We start from the raw sequence: 19,878 nt of genomic DNA, 5'->3' as shown, positions 1-19,878 counted from the left end.
AGTTATTCATACAAGCTTGAGGAGGAATTATGATGAGTTACTTAGCCAAAGTACGGGAATCCAACCCCTTGATCCACAACATCACTAATATTGTAGTAGCCAATTTCTCAGCCAACGGTCTGTTGGCGCTGGGTGCCTCTCCCTTTATGGCGGATGCCCACGAAGAAGTGATCGACATCGCCGCTATGTCGTCTGCTGTAGTTCTAAATATAGGCACACTCAATGACTACGCCATTCAATCTATGTTGCTTGCTGGTAAATCCGCTAATAAACACGGGGTTCCCCTAGTGCTTGACCCGGTAGGTGCAGGCGCAACTTCTTATCGGACCGCTGTCACTCAAAAACTAGTGAATGAGATGCAAATCACCGCACTGCGGGGGAATGTGGCTGAAGTCGCTAATGTGATTGGGGAGAGTTGGTCCATTAAAGGGGTGGATGCTGGCGAAGGTGAAGGCGATGTAGTCCTTTTGGCTGAAGCTGCTGCGAGGAAGTTAAGCTGTGTGGTCATCATAACTGGAAAAGACGATGTGATCACGAATGGAAAAAACACTTATATTTCCAGCAACGGTCACCCTATTCTCACGAAGGTTACAGGAACTGGCTGCTTGCTCAGTGCTGTTGTGGGTGCATTTCTCGCGGTAAGTGGCGGTGCCTCGTTGGAGGCCGCAGTGGAAGCTCTCTCCTTCTATGGAGTAGCCGCTGAAATCGCCGCTGAACTAACAACTGGTCAAGGGCCGGGAAGCTTTCAGGTTGAGTTTCTAAATCAACTGACATGGGTCACGCCAGAAGTCTTCCTAGAAAGATCTAGCATCAAACAGCTCAGTTAATGACCCTCAAAGGAGTGTATTCGATGATTATATCCAAAGCTCTAACCATTGCCGGCTCCGATAGCGGCGGTGGTGCTGGCATTCAGGCCGATCTAAAAACCTTTCAAGAGCTTTCTGTCTATGGCATGTCCGTCCTCACAGCTGTGACAGCGCAGAATACGCTGGGTGTCCAAGGGGTTTATCCAGTGACTCTGGAAGCTATAAATCAGCAGCTTGATTCTATAGGACTTGACCTGCAACCAGATGCCGTAAAGACCGGGATGTTATTTAACAGCGACATCATCCGCATTGTGGCAGATAAAATTAAGTATTACGGCTGGTCTAATCTTGTAATTGATCCTGTGATGGTCGCTAAAGGAGGGTCCACACTGCTGCTGCAGGAGGCGGTTCAATCCTTAATCAGCCATCTGCTGCCCTTAGCATTGGTGACGACACCCAATATTCCCGAAGCCGAAATGATCACAAAGATGACGATCTCCACCATAGAAGAACGCAAAAAAGCAGCCAAAATCATTCATGGCATGGGCTCCAAATATGTAGTGCTAAAAGGGGGACATGATACCTCAACCACAGCCGTAACCGATCTTCTATATGATGGTCACGAATATACCTTATTGGAGAGTAGCCGGATTCAGACCAGACATACGCATGGTACAGGCTGCACCTATTCAGCAGCAGTTACCGCCGAGCTAGCCAAAGGCAAATCCGTAGCTGAGTCCATTCAAACTGCCAAAGCATTTATACAAGCGGCGATTGAGGACGAGCTGGGCATAGGGGCTGGGCATGGACCAACCAATCATTTTGCTTATCAAAACAGACTGCGGGGGATAAACAGTGCAACGAATGAACAGTGAACATCTGCGAGATCTATTAAAAGTCTATTTCATAATGGGCAGCGTAAATTGCCGTAAAGCTCCCGTTAAGGTGCTGCAGGAAGCGGTAGCTGGGGGCATAACCATGTTTCAATTCCGTGAAAAGGGTACCGGATCCTTAAGCGATAAGGCACGACTTAATCTTGGCAGACGACTTCAAAAGATCTGTCATGCCAATGGCGTGCCCTTTATCGTGAATGACGACATTGATTTAGCGATCGCGCTTGATGCGGACGGAATTCATGTAGGACAGGAGGATACACCTGCATTGGCGATCCGCCAGCTACTTGGAGAGAATAAAATCATTGGTGTATCCGCTCACTCCTTCGCTGAAGCTCAGCAGGCGATTGCCGATGGAGCCGACTATCTGGGCGTGGGTCCCATTTATCCTACGTCATCCAAGGAGGATGCCAAAGCTGTTCAAGGCACTGCGATGATTGAAGAACTAAGAAATAAAGGCATTACCATCCCATTGGTTGGCATTGGGGGAATCACGCTGCAAAATGTTGCATCAGTATTAACAGCTGGTGCGGATGGGATTTCTGTTATCTCAGCGATTGCCGGAGCTGAAGATATTACCACAACTGCCAGAGGCTTTGTTGACAAAGTCAGTTTAAGCGGGACATAAGCTCATACAGCTCTTCACTGCTTAAATGCCGCCATTGTCCCAGCTCCAAGCCGTCTAATGTAATATTCATAATTCTTATGCGCTCCAGCTTTAGTACTCTATATCCTAACTCCTTGCACATTCTGCGTATTTGCAGATTAAGACCTTGAGTTAGGATAATTCTAAACTGACATTCTGTGATCCGATAGACCTCACAAGGTTTCGTTGTGACTCCCAGAATGTTCACGCCGCTAGACATCTCTTGTAAGAATTCTGACGTAACCGGTTTGTCTACATGAACTACATATTCTTTTTCATGCCCATTCTCGGAACGCATCATTTTATTTACAATCTCTCCATCGTTGGTTAACAAAATGAGGCCTTCCGAGTTTTTGTCTAATCTGCCAATCGCAAAGATCCGTGAAGGATACCCTACAAAATCAATAATGTTCCCAGCCACATGTGGGGCTGCTGTACAGGTAATACCTATCGGCTTATTCAAAGCGAGATACACTGGCTCCCCTTTACTGCTTGTTATCGGCTCCCCATCGATCCATACGATATCCTCTGGCTCTATAAGAATGTTCGCCTCACAGACAATACCGTTTACAGCGATTCGACCTGCTGCAATTAATCGTTTGGTTTCCCTTCTGGAACAAAAGCCTGTTTCGCTTATATATTTATCGATTCTCACTGCTGATCCTACTTTCATTCTATATACTTACCTTACCTCTAGTCATAAAAAAACACCTGATTTTAACGATCAAAATCAGATGTTAACCTTCAGGAATAACCCAGTTTAAGGGAGCTATTTGGTGCTTCCGCTTTTTTTCACGTTACTGCCCTTGCTTCCACTTGCACCTTTAGCACCTGGACCCGTCGTTGGATCACTTTTAGCAGGTTTAACTGGTTTTGCTGTTTTGTTCCAGCGTGTCCAGCCTTTACTCCCCGTACCTCTGCCTGTGCCGCCACCTTTACTTTTTGCACCCATCATATCACTCCGTCAGTCATTCAGAATTCGTATAGTTTATACACTTTACCTATCTTACCACACTCTCAACCTTTCTGTTTAAGTAATAACAAATGCTTCATCTAACTAGCCACTGTTTAGAATTTAGCATCTTTATTCATTTCATGAATATCAAAGGTATCCTGATGTATTTCGATGGCGATGACGGTGTCCTTTTTTTCAAAAAATAGCACATGCCCTAACCGCTTGTCCTCCAGCTCTATCCATCCAGCATCGTTTAATTTATTAAAATAGCCGTCAGGCCGATAAAGACCTTGTTCTCCTCCTATATTATCCAATTCGTACTTTACACCTATTTTTATATTGGGGTTACTTGAAGTTGTTGTCACTTCGATTTCTTTGGCATTCTTCGGAATAGGAATTTCGGCATTTATAGAGGACACTCCATACTCTTGTTCCTCTTGAGCTGATGATGTACATCCAGTTACAAAGATTGATAATGACAACAAAATAAAAGTAAATAAGTACTTCTTCAATTAAATTCCTCCTTCTCAGATGATAACTTATTTTACCAAATCAATCCATTAAAAAACACCCCACCAAAGACTAAGCTTTGATGAGGTGTCTATTCACATCAGCTTTGCAGCTCATGCATGGACTTATTTCGGTTGAATATAACCTTCTGCTTTCAGAAGCTCAGCGATCAACACAGCACCGCCAGCTGCTCCGCGCAGGGTGTTATGGGAGAGACCTACGAATTTGTAATCATAGAGGGCATCTTCCCGAAGTCTGCCCGTCGATACGCCCATTCCGTTCTCGATATCACGATCCAGCTTAGTCTGTGGACGATTGTCCTCTTCAAAATAGGTAATGAACTGTTTAGGTGCGCTAGGCAGTTCAAGCTCCTGAGGACGTCCTTTAAAGCTCTTCCAGAGATTCAGAATCTCTTCTTTGGACGGTTTCTTCTCAAAAGAAACAAATACAGCAGCCATATGTCCATCCGCTACAGGCACACGGATACACTGCGAAGTAATCGTTGGCGCTTCACTCTTTACGATACCCTCTTCTTCAACGCTTCCCCAGATCCGCAAAGGCTCTTGCTCGCTTTTCTCTTCTTCGCCACCGATATAAGGAATCACGTTGTCCAGCATTTCTGGCCAATCTGCAAAAGTCTTTCCTGCACCAGAAATGGCTTGGTAGGTGGTGACCACCACTTTAGATGGATTGAAGTCTTTGAGCGCATGAAGTGCAGGCACATAACTTTGAATGGAGCAGTTAGGTTTAACCGCAATGAAACCTGTCTCTGTTCCCAGACGTTTTCTTTGCTGTGCAATAACCTCAAGATGCTCCGGATTAATCTCAGGAATGACCATAGGCACATCAGGCGTCCAGCGATGCGCTGAGTTATTGGAGATTACTGGCGTTCCGGTGCGAGCATAAGCCTCTTCGAGCGCTTTAATCTCATCTTTTTTCATGTCTACAGCACAAAAAATCAAATCCACGTCCGCAGCAACTTCTTCTACCTTAGAAGCATCTTGGACCATAATATTCTTTACGTTCTCAGGCATTGGAGTAGATAACTTCCATCTGCCCTTGGCCGATTCTTCATACGTTTTTCCAGCAGATCTAGCACTGGCAGCAATCGCAGTTACTTCAAACCAAGGATGATTCTCTAGAAGGGCAATAAAACGTTGTCCTACCATACCTGTGCCGCCAACTATGCCGGCTCTTAGCTTTCTTGACATCAGAAAATACACTTCCTTTTGATTAACTGTCCTATTGTGGATAATAGGCCGATAATTAATGATATACGGCGCGGGAACATTTGGCGAGTGTTAACATCAAAATAACATTAAAAATTTTATTTTTAGCGGATTATATTGAATTTCACTAATGCTAATAAAAGAAATAGCTGCACTCAGTACAATTATAAGTCTATTTTCTGCTTAGACAACTCTTTAACTGCATTCTCTACAACTATTTCCCCGAAAAATAATGGAAATGCCCTCTAAGTGAACTTTTAGATGTAAGAAATGCAACTAAATCGCATCTGCAGAGCATTTTATAGCATATAGTTGTAGGAAATACATCTATTTGCGATTGGTGAGTATAAATCAGCAATCGGCAATCAGCGATCAGCAATCAGCGATTAGCGATTAGCGATTAGCAATCAGCAATCAGCGATCAGCAATCAGCGATCAGCAATCAGCGATCAGCAATCAGCGATCAGCAATTAGCGATCAGCAATCAGCGATCAGCAATTAGCGATCAGCAATCAGCGATCAGCAATCAGCAATCAGCGCTCTGCTATTCACGTTTACAAGCTGCTTCAACCAACTAATCGTTTCTTACCCCCGCTTACTTAAACCAACCTTTTTCCTTAAATCGAGTGATTGCCTCGATGCGGTTACCTACATCCAGCTTATCTAGTATAACTGAGATGTAATTCCGGACTGTTCCCGTGGTAATGTACAACTGGCTGGCGATCTCTTTTGTATTTTTACCGTCGGCAATGAGTCCAAGTACTTCCTTCTCCCGTTGAGTCAGAGGATTTACTTCACCGCTGTAGGCTTCATCCATTAGCTCCGGTGCATACATGCGTCGGCCTGCCATCACATTACGTATCGAAAGTGCCAGTTCTTCGCTAGGACTGTCTTTCAGCAGATAAGCATGAACTCCCGCCTTGAGCGCACGTTCGAAATATCCCGCACGGGCAAAGGTGGTTAATATCATCGTTTTGCAGCCGCTATTCTTCAGCGCTTCCGCAGCGTCGAGACCACTCATCGCTGGCATCTCAATATCCATAATACAGATATCCGGCTTATGCTGCTGAACCATCGCTACAGCTTCTTCCCCGTTGCTTGCCCGGCCCACGACCTTCATATCCTCTTCTAAATCCAACAAAGATGCCAACGCTCCAAGGAGCATTCGCTGATCCTCAGCGATTACAATCTTAATCATTATACGGTTACCTCCTGTTCCGGATGCTTAAATGCATTTGGGACCTTAATCACTATCGTAGTACCCTCATCTCGCACGATATCCATACAGCCATTTACAAATTCAAGACGTTCCCGCATACCTTGCAGCCCATGTCCTTTAAAATAAAGATCATTGCCCGGGATGCCGGTTCCATCATCTTTCACTTTAATGATGAGATCTGTGCGTGTGGGTTCAATGATAATTGCGCAAGATTGTGCATTACTATGCTTCACAACATTTGTGACAGCTTCCTTAATACACATGCTGAGCACATTCTCCGTAATCAATGAAGTGTTAGACAGTTTAGGATTGCCTTGCAAAACATAATCGATCTCCGCAGCCGCAAGAAGCTGCTGAATATGAACGAGTTCGTCCTCAAGCCGAATGCCGCGCATTCGCGTAATCATCTCCCGGACCTCTTTCAGTGCACTTCTTGCCGTCTGGCGTACATCATTAATCTCGGCTTTTGCTTGCGTCGGATTACTGTCGATAAGCTTTCCTGCCAAATCACTTTTCAGACCAATTAACGAAAGCTTCTGACCTAATGTATCGTGAAGATCACGTGAAATCCGCTGGCGTTCCTCGAGCTTAACCAATTCTGAAATACGCTTATTAGCATCCTCCAATTGGTCTTGCAGCTTCCCTTGATTATTGCGGTTATAGGTACTGATTGGCAGCAGGATCACTGCAATCATACTGACAAGCACAAAGGGAAGCTGGCTGATAAATACGGGATTACGCGACAGCAGCTCATAATTGATCGTAATAATCGTAGTCAGCAAATGAATGGAGTACAGGGTGAAGAACCCTACTCGGTTCTGGATATTCCCAATAAAAAAGGCTAAAAAAAGCGCAAAATACATATATCCGAACAACAACGTCATCGTTATAGAGACCAGTATCTGCACGCTCGTCCAAAAATAAACTAACCAACCCTTGGAGACAAAAGAAAGCACATAACAAACAAAAAACACAGCGATCATCAAGATTCCCGAAACTACCTGGTAGGGAGAAGAGGACCGAAAGATGAAATAAAACGGTAGAATATAAAATACGACCCATACATAAGGGCTAAGACCTGTACTTTTATGAAAAATATGATGCCACTTCTGCATGTTCGCTCTCCTTTTTGCCATATGCCACTCACCTTATTCTAGCATAAATCCGGTAAAATCCGGTGAACCACAACGATAAAGAGAAAAAAGATTAGAGCGCGAATGAGTTCTCCGGCTCTAACCTTCCATTTTGCTGCTATTTGATTACAATGTAGCTATTATTCTCCCTGGAGTCTGGGCTTATGAACTTGCAGGACCTCGCCTGCAGTTTTCGGTTTATTTAATATGGACTTCATCTCTTTGAAGCTAATGAATCGTTTATTTTCCTCATCCCAAAGACGGAAATTAAGGGCCTTCAAGCTGGTACCAATCGTAATCGTTGTTGCTTTTTGTAGCGGTGGCGTCGCGTTATGCGCTTTTTCCAAATTATAGTTTGGCACCTTTGGACTTAAATGATGCACATGGTGGAAGCCGATATTGCCCGTAATCCATTGCAGCACCTTCGGCAGCTTATAATATGAGCTACCTTCAACCGCGGCCATCACATAACTCCATTCAGATTCATTCTCGAAATAAGAGTCTTCAAACTGATGTTGGACGTAGAACAACCATATGCCGAGAAACCCTGATACAAATGCTACAGGCAGCTGCACCATAAGAAATGCCTGCCAGCCAATAGCCCATATTAGCAAGCCATAAAGCGCTGCGATTGAAATATTCGTCAAATAGGTATTCATCCGCTCTTTGCGTCTAGCACCTTTAACATTGAAACGATACTGAATCATAAAAACAGCAATCGGTCCAAGACCAAACATCACGATGGGATTGCGGTAAATCCGGTAATATAGACGTTTCCAGAAGGAAGCCGCTGCGTATTCCTCGACCGTCATAATCCAAATATCGCCGATCCCTCTTTTATCGAGATTACTGGAGCTGGCGTGGTGAATGGAATGACTATGTTTCCACTGCCGATAAGGAACCAGTGTCAGCACACCTGTGATCGTTCCGATAATATCATTCGCTTTACGATTCTTAAAAAACGATCCATGTGTGCAATCATGAAAAATAATAAAGGTTCGAATTACAAATCCTGCTGCAGGAATAGCTAACAGAAGGGTGAGCCAATAGGAAACGGATAAAGAGAAATAAGCTCCGCCCCATAACAGCACAAGTGGTCCTAAAGTATTGATGAGCTGTCTTATACTTGCGTTGCGGTCATTTTTCTCGTAAGGGGCTACACTCTTTTTAAGGCTGGAGAGCTGTGATGTCTGTTTTGTAGTCATCTATATCGTTTCCTCCTTGATGTGTCCGGCTAAGGATCTTTTCATCTACTCTAAGTATAGAAGATAAAGTGTCATCCTATAAGTCATAAACATCAAGTAGAGAGTATGACAAATGTCATACTCTCCTTCTCATTTAAATTACGTTAGCATTGCAGCCAACATCCATCTTCCTTCACTTCGTATTGACCTTTGATCTCACCAATTCCATTAAGGATTAACGAATCTTTATTAAAAGTTGGAGGTTCATCTAGTACTAGGTGCAGTTTATTAATATTTCGAAGGTCAGCTGTATAGTAGCTAATCACTGGCTTTTCCAGAAAATACTCCGCATCATTGATTTGGATTCGTAAATTATTCTTATGAATGCATTTCTCATCTCCACCAATAATACCCATAGGATTAAAACCCGTAGATTTTATATCTCCTTCAATATACAGGTGGTACCCTTCAAGGCTGATAAAATCAATGAATTCCTTCTCCCTGATTGTTTTGACCGATTGCATAATATCTTCCGTTTCTTTGCTGATGGATATCTCCTCGAAGGGAATGATGACTTGATCCACAAATTGCTTAAAAAACGCATATAAACTTAACTCCGACTTCATAAACTCTTCTTTCCAATCGGTCCGAAGCTCATCCAGCAGTAAACATATAAACAGACCAGAACCGTAGCAGCTTCTTCTGATATTAGCCGAAGATTCAAGGTCATCTATTAAATACGAACTGAATTTGTGCAATACTTCCTCATTAGGTAGGGTGGATTTTTCGGCATAGGCATTTAATTCAACATACCAAGCGGGTCCTTCCAGCGTTTCAATAAGATATTCATTTAGCACGTACTCCCCAAGCAGCTGTTCTCTTTGTTGACGGATGGCAATAAATCTGTACATTGCGTGATTACGCTCTTCAATAGTAGCTGCCATTACACTAAGATATAAATGATGTCTTTCTTGAATCCGCAATTCCATATTTTCGAGGGATAAAGGATAGGTAATCATCAATAATTCATCTGCATAACGTTCATCTCCCATCAGGAATTGATAACCGTGAAATAATTCGTGTACACAAATGGCGTACAAGTCTTCGAACTCATCATGTAATTCCAGATTAACGATGGCTGTAGGGTGATCCTCATATAAAATGATGGTATCTCCTGAGAATTCATTACTCCAAGGAAGCAAATGTGGATGATATCCTACCGTTTTGAATTTGGGATGATTGTACAGATACACGTTATCCTTATTATAAAATGCAAAAGAAACAGCCTCGAACCCCTTCCAATATTTCTGCAGCTTGTGGTTCGTTAAACACTTAACAATCATCTCCAAATGAAATTCCATCCCTTACCTCCTCTTTAATGGATCTGCTTAGTATGCTCTTCTCGGTATTCTGTTGGTGTTTGACCACTAGCCTTTTTAAAAACCTGTGTAAAATAACGTGGGTCCTGATAACCGACAAGAGGAGCTATCTGATACACCTTTACGTTGCTGCTCTGCAAAATATACTTTGCCCTCTCCATCCGGCAGTGTGTAACATACTCCAAAAAGGTATAGCCTGTTATTTGCTTATATAAAGTGCAGAAATGACTGATGCTGAGATCAGCCAGCTCCGCTACTTCCTCAATACTTAAATCTTTATGGTAATTACTCTCAATATAACGTTTCGCTTTCTCGATGGCGCTACGCGTATCCTCGCGGTTCACAGGCTTGTTCCCTTGCTCCAATCGCACACCAAACTCTTCTTTCAGAGCAGAGATCACTTCATTTAAAGTGCCGAGATTGTGCATCTTGCTAAGTAATCCATGCAAGGACCAATCTGAATTTATATTCAAATACTCATAATTTCTGTACAACACAACGATCAATTCAACAAGAAGACGTTCAGCCATATCCTTAGGAACAGCTTGTGACTCAATAAATAAAGCAAGCTTATCAAATAAAGACCACATCCGGTCTCTATTTAAGGTACGTATACTTTCTATCAGCGCGGTTTCCAGCTCTTTTGGGTATTTCACCTCTTTACTGCTTGGGAACGATATCTCTTCATCAATAAAGACCCCGGCAAGCCCCGAATAGAACCGTTGATATAAGGCCTTCGCGGCCAGAGGGTAAACCGTACTTAATTGATCAATGCCTTGTGTGGTGCGGCTGATGCCTACGGAACAAGACTGCTTGGAGTATCTCTTGATTCCCGCTATCAAATGTTCACCAAGTTCTCTCCTGCTGGCGCTTAAAGATCCAGGGAACAGTAGTATCCACTCTCCATTATGAAACGGGAAAACCGTCAGCACGCCATGCTCCAGTGACCATTCTTCCACAATATTGCGGATTGCAAACAGCCATAGCCGTTTTTCTTCTACACTCCATTGACTACTCAGTGTGGTGTAGTCATCTAACTGGACAACAGCCATGAAATATCCGCTCTCCAGTTCACTGTTCTCCAGCCATTTCAGATGCTCAAGCGGCCTTGCATTTCCCAAAGTGATTTCTGCAAACAGACGTTCACGTGCAAGCAATGACAGCATCTGTACAGAATGAATCAGCTGATCATTTTGCTTCTGTTCATCCAGCTTGGTTCTGGCGCGGTTTAGCATTTCAACCAGTTCATCATGATCGATCGGCTTCAATAAATAATCAAAAGCGCCTTGACGTAATGCTTCTCTTGCATATTCGAACTCTCCGTAACCGCTTATAAAAATAAACACCAGCTTCGGGTTTTTAGACAATACTTCCTTCATCAACGTAATCCCGTCAATTACGGGCATGCGAATATCACTAATCACGATATGTGGTGAAGTGTCTTCTATCAAGCGGAGAGCTAATTCTCCATTTCGGGCCTCTCCCACAATCTCCATCTGAAGATCATTCCATGGAATGGCTGCTTTTAAGCTACGAAGAATAATCGGCTCATCATCCACGATTATTACTTTATATTTCTCTTGTAACTCATCCATTCCCTGCACCTCCAGGATCATTGTACACTTGAGCTTTGGATCAAATTCCAATATTGAATGGAGGATGCCTGCACTTGCTTTAACGCTTGCTCAGCAGACATTTCTCCGTTAATCATCTGTTCTATAACACTCAGGAACGTTTTTTTCACTTCTGGTGACAATACATTATCATAAGGGACAAAGCTCTTGCGGTTAACTTCCATCATATTCATGACTTGCGCGAATACGGGTCCTGTCTTCTCAGGATCAAAGGCGATGCGCATGGACGGAATTCTCAACCCTTCATATACAATCCGAGTCTGAACCTCCTGGGTGTAAAAAGCTTTCATGAGATCGAGTGCAGCCTCCCGCTTCGCTCCGCTTAGTTCGGAGGAAAGACCGATGCCAAATGTATAACCGCCGGCAATCGAAGGTTGTTCCCCCTTCTTCAATGCGGGAAACGGAATAACACCTACCTCATTTTGAAAATCCGTAGGAGCTGCTGTTCCGGCAAATAAATTGATATCCCAGTTTCCGTTCAGATACATCGCAGCCTTGCCGCTCGTAAATAGTCCCACCGCATTTTCTGTGGATAACGCATTCGATTTCGTACTGAAGGCACCTTCTTTGATCCATTGCTCCAAGTGCTGAAAAGCCTTTAAATACGCCTCATTCTGAAAGCTGGCTTGATCTTCACCAGTGATCAGCTTCTCGATCAAGTCGGCGCCGGCATAACGATCCATTAAATAATGTGCAAAAATTCCTGCGGGCCAACGATCCTCGTTGCCAAGTGCAAATGGAATATATCCTGCCGACTTCAGCTTTAGTATGGCAGCATCAAGCTCTTGCAGCGTTTCTGGCGGCTTCAAACCGAGCTTTTCAAATATGGTTTTATTAAAATATAAAGGTTCAGCATTCCCTTCAATGGGCAAGCCATAAATATGGTTGTCAAAGGTCCAGAGATCCAGATCCTTGAATTGATTGGTTAGCGCATTCTCCCGGACGAAATCCGTCAGATCAATCAGACGCTTAGAGCGCACATATGGCTCAATTTCCGCTCCACCGAACAAAACAAACATATCTGGCGGGGTGCCAGTAACCATCTCGTTCTTCAGCTTTTGATCACGGTGCAACGTCTGATCCACACCTTCAAAGTTAACTTTCACATTTGGATGCTCTAACTGGTATTTGTCCACGATATCTTCATAAATAGTCAACAGTGGCCGATCATGCTCTTTAATCCAGAAATGACGGAAAGTTAATGTGATTTTCTCTGGTGAATCATCTTCAATGGGTTCTTGCTTTCCTAAAGTTATAAATAAAACCGCACCCGAAATCAGCACTAGATATAACCACATCCAGCCCCATTTCAATAACCATTTTTTGATAACATTCTCCCCCTTTCTTTCCGTACGGTCGATTACGGCAGTATTTTTGGTATTCGGATTCGGATGGTTGAACCAAAGCCGGGGGATGAACACACTAGTATGCCGTATGGACTGCCGAACCGAATATTCAAGCGTTCATGCACATTTTTAAGCCCCACGCCGCTATCACTGTATTTCTTCTGAGCACTTCCCTCGTTATCCCAAAGACTCATCATCTTGGCAAGGTCAAAGCCGGGGCCGTTATCTTTTACGATAATGATCATATCCATGCCCATTTCATAGGCCGTAATCTCAATGACCCCTGGGTCCTCCATCTGCTCAATCGCATGATACAGCGCATTCTCAACAATCGGCTGAACGATCAGCTTTTGTGTCATGAACGTCCTAAGACCATCCGAAAGATCTATGATATACGAGAATTTATCTTCAAAACGAAACTTCTGGATATCCAAATAATGACGGACATGCTCGAACTCCATATGCAGCGGAATCAGCTCCTGATTCTGACTGATGCTGATTCGCAGCAGCTTGCCGAGTGAGATGACCATTTTGCTAATATCTTTATTGCCTTGCAGCACTGCCATCGAATTAATCGATTCGAGTGAATTATAAATAAAATGAGGGTTAATCTGCGCCATTAGCGCTTGCATTTCTGCTTCCTTCTTACGTCCCTGCTCAGTCTCCACCTGCACAAGCAGTTCATTGATCTGCGTGCTCATCCGATTAAAGCCATCAATCAGCAAATCACTTTCATCATCAGCACGATAGGGTGTAGTGATCGGCGTAAATATCCCCTGCTTCACCCGCTTCATCCCGTTAACCGCACTATTAATACTATGAACGAGCCTCCGTACGAAATAGCGGTCGAACAAAATGGCGGACAACAGCGAAACTGTACTTAAAATAATCGCAATATTCCGGATGGATACAGATTCTGACGAGATGAGATTCATAGGTGTAATGGCTACTAAATACCAGGCTGCATTATGAGAAGGTAGGAAGGTTATGAGTGATTTTTCCCCCTGATAGTTGTCGATGTAATAGTCATGTTCCTTAGCATAATCATTTTGTAAAAAGGGGAAATCTGTGCGTTGTCCAATATGTTCACCGGATTTATTAAAAACGATATTTCCTAGCTTGTTGACCAGCAAAATATCCCCCTTCTTGAGGGTTGCTGCTTCCCAGAAAATCTGATCCAATAAATCAGGTTTTACATTAACAACCAGATATCCGATATCTTCGAGAGAATATGAATCTTTGATTACTCTTGCTTGTACAAGTACCGGATTGCCGGAGATCTCCGAGCCATTTTCTCCCGGTCCTGACCACACAGGCCGCCCTTCGGCGCCTTCCATTGCGTTAAACCAGCTTTGTCTCTTCAAGTCCTCAAAAGACATCGATGCATTGTATTGATAAATTAAACGATCTTTACTATAAAAACTAAATGAAGTAATCATTGGATGATCAATGAGATAACTGCTAAGCTCCTGCTTTCGATCATAAGTGATTACAAAGTTCTTCTGCTTCAGTGATTGCTGAACAACCGGCTGCGTAATTTTTGAATTCGTGATCGAGGTGATTTCACTAAGCGCGAATTTAAGCTTTCGATCCGTTTCAAGCAGTGAAATCCAGTAGAAGTTGCTTGATTTTTTCTCCATTGCATTAGAAAAATTAACGTAAGTGACGATCCCCATCAGAATAACCGGAATAAAGACGAGAAGAATAATAGCGAACAAGATTTTACGGCGGAGTTTCATGATATTCCCCTTCCCCCTGCTGTCTCTGTCCTCTAGTATTCTTCACAAAACCGCCTATTCCCTGTAAAGATCAAAAAGTAAGATCAGCTCTTAATAGCTCCTGAAGTAAGTCCAGCAATCACCCAGCGGCTAAATAACAGGAATACAATCAGCAGTGGCAAGGTTGCCGTAAATGTTGCTGACATGATCATTCCGTAGTCTAGACCATCGCGATTGGAGAACAGCTGCTGGAGCGCAATTTGAATTGTGAAATGCTCTTGATTCTTCAGTACCACTAAAGGCCAGAAGAAGTCATTCCAAACGGTCATAAAATTCAGTATACCTAGTGTAGCCATAGCTGGAGTAATGACCGGAATAGCGATGTTCCAGAAGATCCGGAAATGTCCACCGCCATCGATCCGACCTGCTTCAATCAATTCCGTATGTACAGCTGTAGTGATATACTGCCGCATCCAGAAGATCCCGAAGGCATTAACCATCGCCGGAACAATAAGTGCCTTGAAAGAGTCTATCCAGTGGAGCTTGGCCATAATTACGTAAGTAGGTAATACACCAAGCTGCTGTGGCACAAATAATGTAGCAATTACAAAGTAGAACAGAAAATTTTTAAACGGAAATTCATATTTGGCAAAGGCATAACCTGCCAGTGTACAGAAAAACACGACTGATATTGTAACCATAGATGAGACAAATAAAGAGTTGCCCAAGGCTTGAAAGAAGTCTGTTTTGTCCAGTACCCGCTGGAAATTCTCAAAAAACTGGTCTCCAACCGTAAGCAAAGGTGGCACATGGAATACTGCGCCTCTGTCATTAGTGCCAACTACAAACATCCAATAAAAAGGAAAGATGGACACGAGCGCACCAACAATCAGCAGCAGATAAAATCCTAACTTGCCGATGATCCCTAGATCATCCGGATCTTTTTTAAATACACGCAGTGTACTCACGCTTTACCCCCTCCCGTATCTCCACCCATGCGATTTGAGACCAGCATATTGAGGACAGAGAAAATAATCGTGACCAGGAACAGCAAGACTGCCGTAGCTGCTGCCGTACCAAAAAATCCGTTGCGGAATGCTTCGCTATACAAATAAGTAACCATAGTGATTCCTTCCTGACGTGTAGATCCAGTTCCCGCTTGGCCCAAAAATACATAAGGCTCAGTGAACAGCTGCAAGGCACCTATAGTTGAAAGCAAGGTAACAAATACAATGAATGGCTTCAATAGCGGTAACGTTATAAAGGTTAGCTGTTGTCTTCTGTTCGCACCGTCAATACGTGCCGCTTCATATAGATCCGTAGGGATACTTTGCAAGCCTGATAGAAAAATAATGGCATTATACCCCGTCCAGCGCCACATAACCATCGTAGAAATGGCGATTTTAACGCCCCACCAGCCAGAGTTGAAGGCCATACTATCCAGTCCCAAGCCGTTTAGAATCCAGTTGATCATTCCGTTGTTGCCAAACAGTGTGCTGAACACGAGCGTAACCGCAACGATAGACGTAATATTAGGCATAAAAAATAAAACCCGGAACGTCTTCTTAAAGCGAGTCATCGCCGAATTCAACAAAACAGCAATCAATAGAGCTAGTAATATCTGTGGAACAGTACCCATAAGCCCCATAATTAAAGTGTTGCTAAAAGAAATCCAAAAGGTCGGATCACTTGTGACCAGATCATAGTTTTTCCACCCTACAAATTTCATAGGATTCAGGGCATCCCATTTAAAGAACGAGAGATAGATCGTGAAGAAGATCGGATATAGTCCAAATATCGAGAACAGAATAAAAAAGGGCGAAATAAAAGTGTAAGCTGTGATGCGGCTCCTTCTTTGTTCAGTTAAAAAGCGGCGCTTGCTCTCGGCATGCGGACTTGAAATAACAGGTTGTGCCATGTCACACCTCCAGGTAATCTAACGTGTAAATCCGAATTCACAGAGAATGTTTCACTCTATGAATCCGGACCTTCTAGAAATTGAATTTCATAAGCTTGAAATCTTAGCTGCGTTCAGCCAATGTTTTCGCTTGTTTTACTGCTTCGTTCCATTCTTTGGTCGGATCTGCTTTTTTCTCCAACACATTTTTCAAGGCGTTTTTGAAGAAAGTATCGGTTTGGTCATGAAGTGGACCGTAGTATACAGGTTTTACCCGGTTTGCTGCTTTACCGAATTCTACAGCGGTTTGTTGTCCACCGAAGAAATCATCTTTGAAATCTACGAATGCAGGGTCTTCATACAGGGCAGGAATGGAAGGCATAAGGCCTTTGGTTTTGAAAGATTCCAGTTGGTTTTCCTTGTTATCCATCCATGCGATAAAGTCATAAGCTTCTTTCGAGTGTTTGCCTTCTTTTGGCAGCGTCAGGAACGAGCCACCCCAGTTACCAGCACCTTCAGGGAGCTGAGCAATTTTCCATTTGCCAGAGGAGTCTGGAGCATTACTCTTAACATTTCCCGCCATCCAAGCTGGTCCCATAACTACTGCAAATGAACCGTCGTTCATGCCTTGACCCCATTCAGGAGACCAGAGCATAACATTGCTGATCCAGCCTTCTTGAATACCTTTAACCGTGAAATCATAAGCTTTTTTGACTTGCGGATTGGTATCTCCGATAAAGCTGCCATCAGCTTTGCTGAAATAGATTTCATCAGCAGATTGATCACGCAAAGCATTAAAGGTAAGATCCGTAAGGTCTACAAATGGTTTGCCTGTTTTCTCTTTGAAAGCTTTCGCAACAGCTGCGAACTTATCCCAAGTATCAATAGCAGCGCCGAATCCTTCTGAATCACTTGGCAGTCCAGCTTCTTCAGCCAAATCTGTGCGGTAATATACAACCGTTGGACCGATATCTGTTGGAAGACCTAGCTGGAAGCTGCCATCTACGGAAGAAGCTTGTTTCCATTTCCAATCCAGATAGTTGGCTTGAATATCTTTGGCACCCAGATCATTCAGATTATAGAACTTGTCCTGAGCGTTGATGAAACGTTCCATGAAACCGATTTCAAGTTGGAAAATATCAGGCGCACCCGATCCAGCCGACAAAGCAGTGGTCAAATTATTATGGTGAGCGGTTTGGTCACCGGTATTTTGCACTTTGATCGTAATGTTTGGATGTTCCTTAGTGTACTCCTTCGCTAAATCCTCGTAGTTCACGTTGCCCAGCGTCCAGAAAGAAAGTTCGATTTTCTCAGCCGGTTCTGTCCCCTCATCCTTAGTAGGTTCACTTGTGCTTGCTGCGTTGTTACCTGCATTTTTGTTTGATGTGTTGTTGTTCTCGGCGTTGTTGCCTCCGCATGCTGCCAGTGAACCTACGAGCATGATAGCGACTAACGATAGCGCCAAGTGTTTTACTTTATTCATTCCCCTGTACCCCTTTCAAAGGTTTCTCTTACAAGAATTAGTGTACAGGGTTTAAATTCTTTTTTTGAGGAGGTAAACTTCCGATTTATGGTGGAAATAATTACGAAACCATTCATATCTATGTTATGTCTAAGGAGGGAGTATAAAATTTCTTCCAAATATGTTCCTCACAGAATACTTGTACTTCATCTTAAATTGGATTTCTTGTGCTTCCGCAGGTATACTATTTTTATTTCTTACTTCATTACATGATCAAAGGAGTTATTACCCATGCCCATTAACCGCCCGCTGCTAAGCGACAGCGATTTCCAAGAAGCCGTTGACCGCAAATTACCTGTTCGTGTATTTCAGGACGATCATTTAGTAAATTCAGGAGCAACCGTTGTCCGCTTCACTGATTTCGATGTTGTTATTCAATCTAGAGTTAGTGATCTGACTTACTACTCACGCAAGAGCTGCGAATTTTTTGAGGTCAGACCCTAAAGAAAGCCGGAATGCAATGATCTCTAGGATCATCGCGTTCCGGCTTTCTTTAACAGACATAGGGTATAGCTTTCATCTTTAATTTTTGTTGTAGGTGCTGTACGCTTTCATTTTCTCATTCAGAACTTCCTGGAAACTCATTCTCTTCTTGTCTGCTTTTCCTTGCTTGGGATTGACCACGGGCTGAGGTCTAAAAAACTGATGATTGTAAGCCATAAGATTATGTACGATCACATTCATTGGATTTCAACCTCCTTCCGTGATGTTCCTGAAATTTGCATTTCTGCTTGGTTACTTACGGCTTATTTACCCAGCTTCGCCAAAGTTTAAACAGTTTTATCAGATTCATATTAAAAAATGAAAAAGTGCAGCTTTTACAATATGCTAAATACATCTTTGTAAATCACGTATGTCTTTCCACGAAATAAGTTTAATCTCCTCATTGATAATCAATTCCTTAATTTCAATATCATTTAGAAGACGATATTCCAATTCTCTTTCTGTATAACATTTCGTTATTGCTATTAATTGATCTGTTATTTTAGATGGATGTATAGTTAACTGTGTTATTCCATGTTTTAAATTCTTTAACAATTCAGTTAATCTCATTTTCATTATGCTATATTCCGCAGCAGGGTAAAAACAGTAAGGAAGAGAAATTATATCATCGATTAATAAAATCCCCCTTTCTTTTGCTGAAGAAATTCTTTTTTGAAACAATTTCAACTGATCATTATTAAAAAAGGGTTGTTCTAATATCCTAATAGGTAAATTAAAGGGCAGGCGGTACTTTTCACACAAATCAAATATTATTTCTATAAAATCTCGCCCAGTGTATAACCCCATGATACTCCCCCCATGACTATCCAGATGAGTTGGATCAATGTCTTGTACGATTGCACTTTGGATTTGCGATTCTAACTCTAATCTAATCTCGTCATCAGCAGCGTTTCTTTCCAGAAGAGTGGCATCTTGATGAAAATACCCTTCCCCCGTAATTAAGCTACTCAAGATTTTTTCTTTGAATACTGGTTGATACGGATATTTCTCGCCACTCGTTAGCGTTAGATGAATTCCAATATTCTTTATTCCTTTCCAATTAATTATCTTTATAGCGTCATTTGAGTCTGGGCAAGGCATCATAATAGATGTGGATGTTATAGCTTGTCCTTCAAATAAGTTAACAATAGCTTCATTAGTTCCTTTAGTTATTCCGAAATCGTCGGCATTAATTATTAACAGACGGTCGTCAGCCGCAAAGCCTAATTTTCGAATCATAAGCCTTCCCCCTATTACTAAATGATTTTACAAAAAGAAAAAAAATAAGAACGTAGACACCGTGAAGTGTTTGCGTCCTTATTTT

General features: G+C 42.7%; 20 protein-coding genes. 4 read left to right on the top strand and 16 right to left on the bottom strand.

Features of this window, described 5'->3' with window-relative positions; all coding sequences use genetic code 11:
* The first annotated feature begins 32 nt into the window (after nucleotides 1-32).
* The 3 genes from thiM to thiE are packed head-to-tail and all read left to right on the top strand — an operon-like array spanning nucleotide 33 to nucleotide 2,327.
* Entirely contained in the window at nucleotides 33-827 is a 795-nt protein-coding gene (gene thiM / locus MKY14_RS03690; RefSeq protein WP_340398185.1) for a hydroxyethylthiazole kinase, read from the top strand.
* 23 nt (nucleotides 828-850) lie between these two features.
* On the top strand, nucleotides 851-1,681 hold the full coding sequence (thiD, locus tag MKY14_RS03685) for a bifunctional hydroxymethylpyrimidine kinase/phosphomethylpyrimidine kinase (protein WP_248548109.1): 831 nt from the start codon (nucleotides 851-853) through the stop codon (nucleotides 1,679-1,681).
* A complete protein-coding gene (gene thiE, locus MKY14_RS03680; protein ID WP_081386296.1) occupies nucleotides 1,671-2,327 on the top strand; it encodes a thiamine phosphate synthase in 657 nt (218 codons plus the stop codon). Before thiD ends, thiE begins: the two co-directional genes overlap by 11 nt.
* Here the strand turns inward: thiE and MKY14_RS03675 are convergent.
* The 14 genes from MKY14_RS03675 to MKY14_RS03610 all read right to left on the bottom strand — a co-directional run bounded on the left by MKY14_RS03675 (nucleotide 2,308) and on the right by MKY14_RS03610 (nucleotide 18,032).
* Nucleotides 2,308-3,000 (bottom strand): pseudouridine synthase, encoded by a 693-nt coding sequence (locus MKY14_RS03675; protein WP_076218199.1) that lies wholly within the window; start codon nucleotides 2,998-3,000, stop codon nucleotides 2,308-2,310. The two genes, thiE and MKY14_RS03675, sit on opposite strands and share 20 nt — an antisense overlap.
* A 114-nt stretch (nucleotides 3,001-3,114) precedes the next feature.
* Complete coding sequence (locus MKY14_RS03670; RefSeq protein ID WP_076218200.1) at nucleotides 3,115-3,297, bottom strand: DUF3934 family protein; 183 nt, start codon at nucleotides 3,295-3,297, stop codon at nucleotides 3,115-3,117.
* Between the two features lie 116 nt (nucleotides 3,298-3,413).
* Nucleotides 3,414-3,812 (bottom strand): hypothetical protein, encoded by a 399-nt coding sequence (locus tag MKY14_RS03665; RefSeq protein ID WP_340975798.1) that lies wholly within the window; start codon nucleotides 3,810-3,812, stop codon nucleotides 3,414-3,416.
* 123 nt (nucleotides 3,813-3,935) lie between these two features.
* Entirely contained in the window at nucleotides 3,936-5,021 is a 1,086-nt protein-coding gene (asd, locus tag MKY14_RS03660; protein WP_038570412.1) for an aspartate-semialdehyde dehydrogenase, read from the bottom strand.
* 613 nt (nucleotides 5,022-5,634) lie between these two features.
* Nucleotides 5,635-6,237, bottom strand: a complete 603-nt coding sequence (locus MKY14_RS03655) for a response regulator transcription factor (protein WP_036686291.1) — start codon at nucleotides 6,235-6,237, stop codon at nucleotides 5,635-5,637.
* Nucleotides 6,237-7,373: a sensor histidine kinase gene (locus tag MKY14_RS03650; RefSeq protein WP_076125940.1), complete on the bottom strand. Its 1,137-nt coding sequence runs from the start codon at nucleotides 7,371-7,373 to the stop codon at nucleotides 6,237-6,239. Before MKY14_RS03650 ends, MKY14_RS03655 begins: the two co-directional genes overlap by 1 nt.
* A gap of 158 nt (nucleotides 7,374-7,531) precedes the next feature.
* Nucleotides 7,532-8,596 carry a fatty acid desaturase gene (locus tag MKY14_RS03645; RefSeq protein ID WP_076125939.1) on the bottom strand — a complete coding sequence of 355 codons (1,065 nt, stop codon included), beginning with the start codon at nucleotides 8,594-8,596 and terminating at the stop codon, nucleotides 7,532-7,534.
* Between the two features lie 143 nt (nucleotides 8,597-8,739).
* The gene (locus MKY14_RS03640; protein ID WP_340975796.1) at nucleotides 8,740-9,936 is read right to left on the bottom strand and encodes a hypothetical protein; all 1,197 of its coding nucleotides are present in this window, start codon (nucleotides 9,934-9,936) and stop codon (nucleotides 8,740-8,742) included.
* 14 nt (nucleotides 9,937-9,950) lie between these two features.
* Entirely contained in the window at nucleotides 9,951-11,549 is a 1,599-nt protein-coding gene (locus MKY14_RS03635) for a response regulator (protein ID WP_340975795.1), read from the bottom strand.
* Between the two features lie 17 nt (nucleotides 11,550-11,566).
* Complete coding sequence (locus MKY14_RS03630; RefSeq protein ID WP_340975792.1) at nucleotides 11,567-12,886, bottom strand: ABC transporter substrate-binding protein; 1,320 nt, start codon at nucleotides 12,884-12,886, stop codon at nucleotides 11,567-11,569.
* Between the two features lie 62 nt (nucleotides 12,887-12,948).
* Nucleotides 12,949-14,673 (bottom strand): cache domain-containing sensor histidine kinase, encoded by a 1,725-nt coding sequence (locus MKY14_RS03625; RefSeq protein ID WP_340975790.1) that lies wholly within the window; start codon nucleotides 14,671-14,673, stop codon nucleotides 12,949-12,951.
* 83 nt (nucleotides 14,674-14,756) lie between these two features.
* Nucleotides 14,757-15,620 carry a carbohydrate ABC transporter permease gene (locus MKY14_RS03620; protein WP_038570403.1) on the bottom strand — a complete coding sequence of 288 codons (864 nt, stop codon included), beginning with the start codon at nucleotides 15,618-15,620 and terminating at the stop codon, nucleotides 14,757-14,759.
* Nucleotides 15,617-16,570 carry a carbohydrate ABC transporter permease gene (locus MKY14_RS03615; RefSeq protein ID WP_036686279.1) on the bottom strand — a complete coding sequence of 318 codons (954 nt, stop codon included), beginning with the start codon at nucleotides 16,568-16,570 and terminating at the stop codon, nucleotides 15,617-15,619. Before MKY14_RS03615 ends, MKY14_RS03620 begins: the two co-directional genes overlap by 4 nt.
* A gap of 103 nt (nucleotides 16,571-16,673) precedes the next feature.
* Nucleotides 16,674-18,032 carry an ABC transporter substrate-binding protein gene (locus MKY14_RS03610; protein WP_076218205.1) on the bottom strand — a complete coding sequence of 453 codons (1,359 nt, stop codon included), beginning with the start codon at nucleotides 18,030-18,032 and terminating at the stop codon, nucleotides 16,674-16,676.
* 270 nt (nucleotides 18,033-18,302) lie between these two features.
* Here MKY14_RS03610 and MKY14_RS03605 point away from each other — a divergent pair, with 270 nt between their 5' ends.
* Nucleotides 18,303-18,515, top strand: coding sequence for a hypothetical protein (locus tag MKY14_RS03605; RefSeq protein ID WP_076125931.1), 213 nt, complete (start codon nucleotides 18,303-18,305; stop codon nucleotides 18,513-18,515).
* Between the two features lie 78 nt (nucleotides 18,516-18,593).
* Here MKY14_RS03605 and MKY14_RS03600 read toward each other — a convergent pair whose 3' ends face one another.
* Nucleotides 18,594-18,755 (bottom strand): hypothetical protein, encoded by a 162-nt coding sequence (locus MKY14_RS03600; protein WP_172628809.1) that lies wholly within the window; start codon nucleotides 18,753-18,755, stop codon nucleotides 18,594-18,596.
* 144 nt (nucleotides 18,756-18,899) lie between these two features.
* The gene (locus tag MKY14_RS03595; RefSeq protein ID WP_340975789.1) at nucleotides 18,900-19,793 is read right to left on the bottom strand and encodes a polysaccharide deacetylase family protein; all 894 of its coding nucleotides are present in this window, start codon (nucleotides 19,791-19,793) and stop codon (nucleotides 18,900-18,902) included.
* Between the last annotated feature and the right edge of the window lie 85 nt (nucleotides 19,794-19,878).

This window comes from Paenibacillus sp. FSL R5-0887 (assembly GCF_038002305.1).
GTDB classification, from domain to species: domain Bacteria; phylum Bacillota; class Bacilli; order Paenibacillales; family Paenibacillaceae; genus Paenibacillus_AQ; species Paenibacillus_AQ odorifer.
The sequence above is the reverse complement of the archived record's forward strand: the minus strand, read 5'-3'. Positions and strand labels throughout refer to the sequence as shown.

Bases quoted from the DNA above. Each gene is read 5' to 3' on its own strand.
- MKY14_RS03670 (WP_076218200.1), bottom strand. From the start codon at position 3,297: ATGGGTGCAAAAAGTAAAGGTGGCGGCACAGGCAGAGGTACGGGGAGT.
- MKY14_RS03615 (WP_036686279.1), bottom strand. From the start codon at position 16,570: ATGGCACAACCTGTTATTTCAAGTCCGCATGCCGAGAGCAAGCGCCGC.
- thiD (WP_248548109.1), top strand. From the start codon at position 851: ATGATTATATCCAAAGCTCTAACCATTGCCGGCTCCGATAGCGGCGGT.
- MKY14_RS03645 (WP_076125939.1), bottom strand. From the start codon at position 8,596: ATGACTACAAAACAGACATCACAGCTCTCCAGCCTTAAAAAGAGTGTA.
- thiE (WP_081386296.1), top strand. From the start codon at position 1,671: ATGAACAGTGAACATCTGCGAGATCTATTAAAAGTCTATTTCATAATG.
- MKY14_RS03650 (WP_076125940.1), bottom strand. From the start codon at position 7,373: ATGCAGAAGTGGCATCATATTTTTCATAAAAGTACAGGTCTTAGCCCT.
- thiM (WP_340398185.1), top strand. From the start codon at position 33: ATGAGTTACTTAGCCAAAGTACGGGAATCCAACCCCTTGATCCACAAC.
- MKY14_RS03655 (WP_036686291.1), bottom strand. From the start codon at position 6,237: ATGATTAAGATTGTAATCGCTGAGGATCAGCGAATGCTCCTTGGAGCG.
- MKY14_RS03600 (WP_172628809.1), bottom strand. From the start codon at position 18,755: ATGAATGTGATCGTACATAATCTTATGGCTTACAATCATCAGTTTTTT.
- MKY14_RS03610 (WP_076218205.1), bottom strand. From the start codon at position 18,032: ATGAATAAAGTAAAACACTTGGCGCTATCGTTAGTCGCTATCATGCTC.
- MKY14_RS03625 (WP_340975790.1), bottom strand. From the start codon at position 14,673: ATGAAACTCCGCCGTAAAATCTTGTTCGCTATTATTCTTCTCGTCTTT.
- asd (WP_038570412.1), bottom strand. From the start codon at position 5,021: ATGTCAAGAAAGCTAAGAGCCGGCATAGTTGGCGGCACAGGTATGGTA.
- MKY14_RS03640 (WP_340975796.1), bottom strand. From the start codon at position 9,936: ATGGAATTTCATTTGGAGATGATTGTTAAGTGTTTAACGAACCACAAG.
- MKY14_RS03605 (WP_076125931.1), top strand. From the start codon at position 18,303: ATGCCCATTAACCGCCCGCTGCTAAGCGACAGCGATTTCCAAGAAGCC.
- MKY14_RS03635 (WP_340975795.1), bottom strand. From the start codon at position 11,549: ATGGATGAGTTACAAGAGAAATATAAAGTAATAATCGTGGATGATGAG.
- MKY14_RS03630 (WP_340975792.1), bottom strand. From the start codon at position 12,886: ATGTGGTTATATCTAGTGCTGATTTCGGGTGCGGTTTTATTTATAACT.
- MKY14_RS03595 (WP_340975789.1), bottom strand. From the start codon at position 19,793: ATGATTCGAAAATTAGGCTTTGCGGCTGACGACCGTCTGTTAATAATT.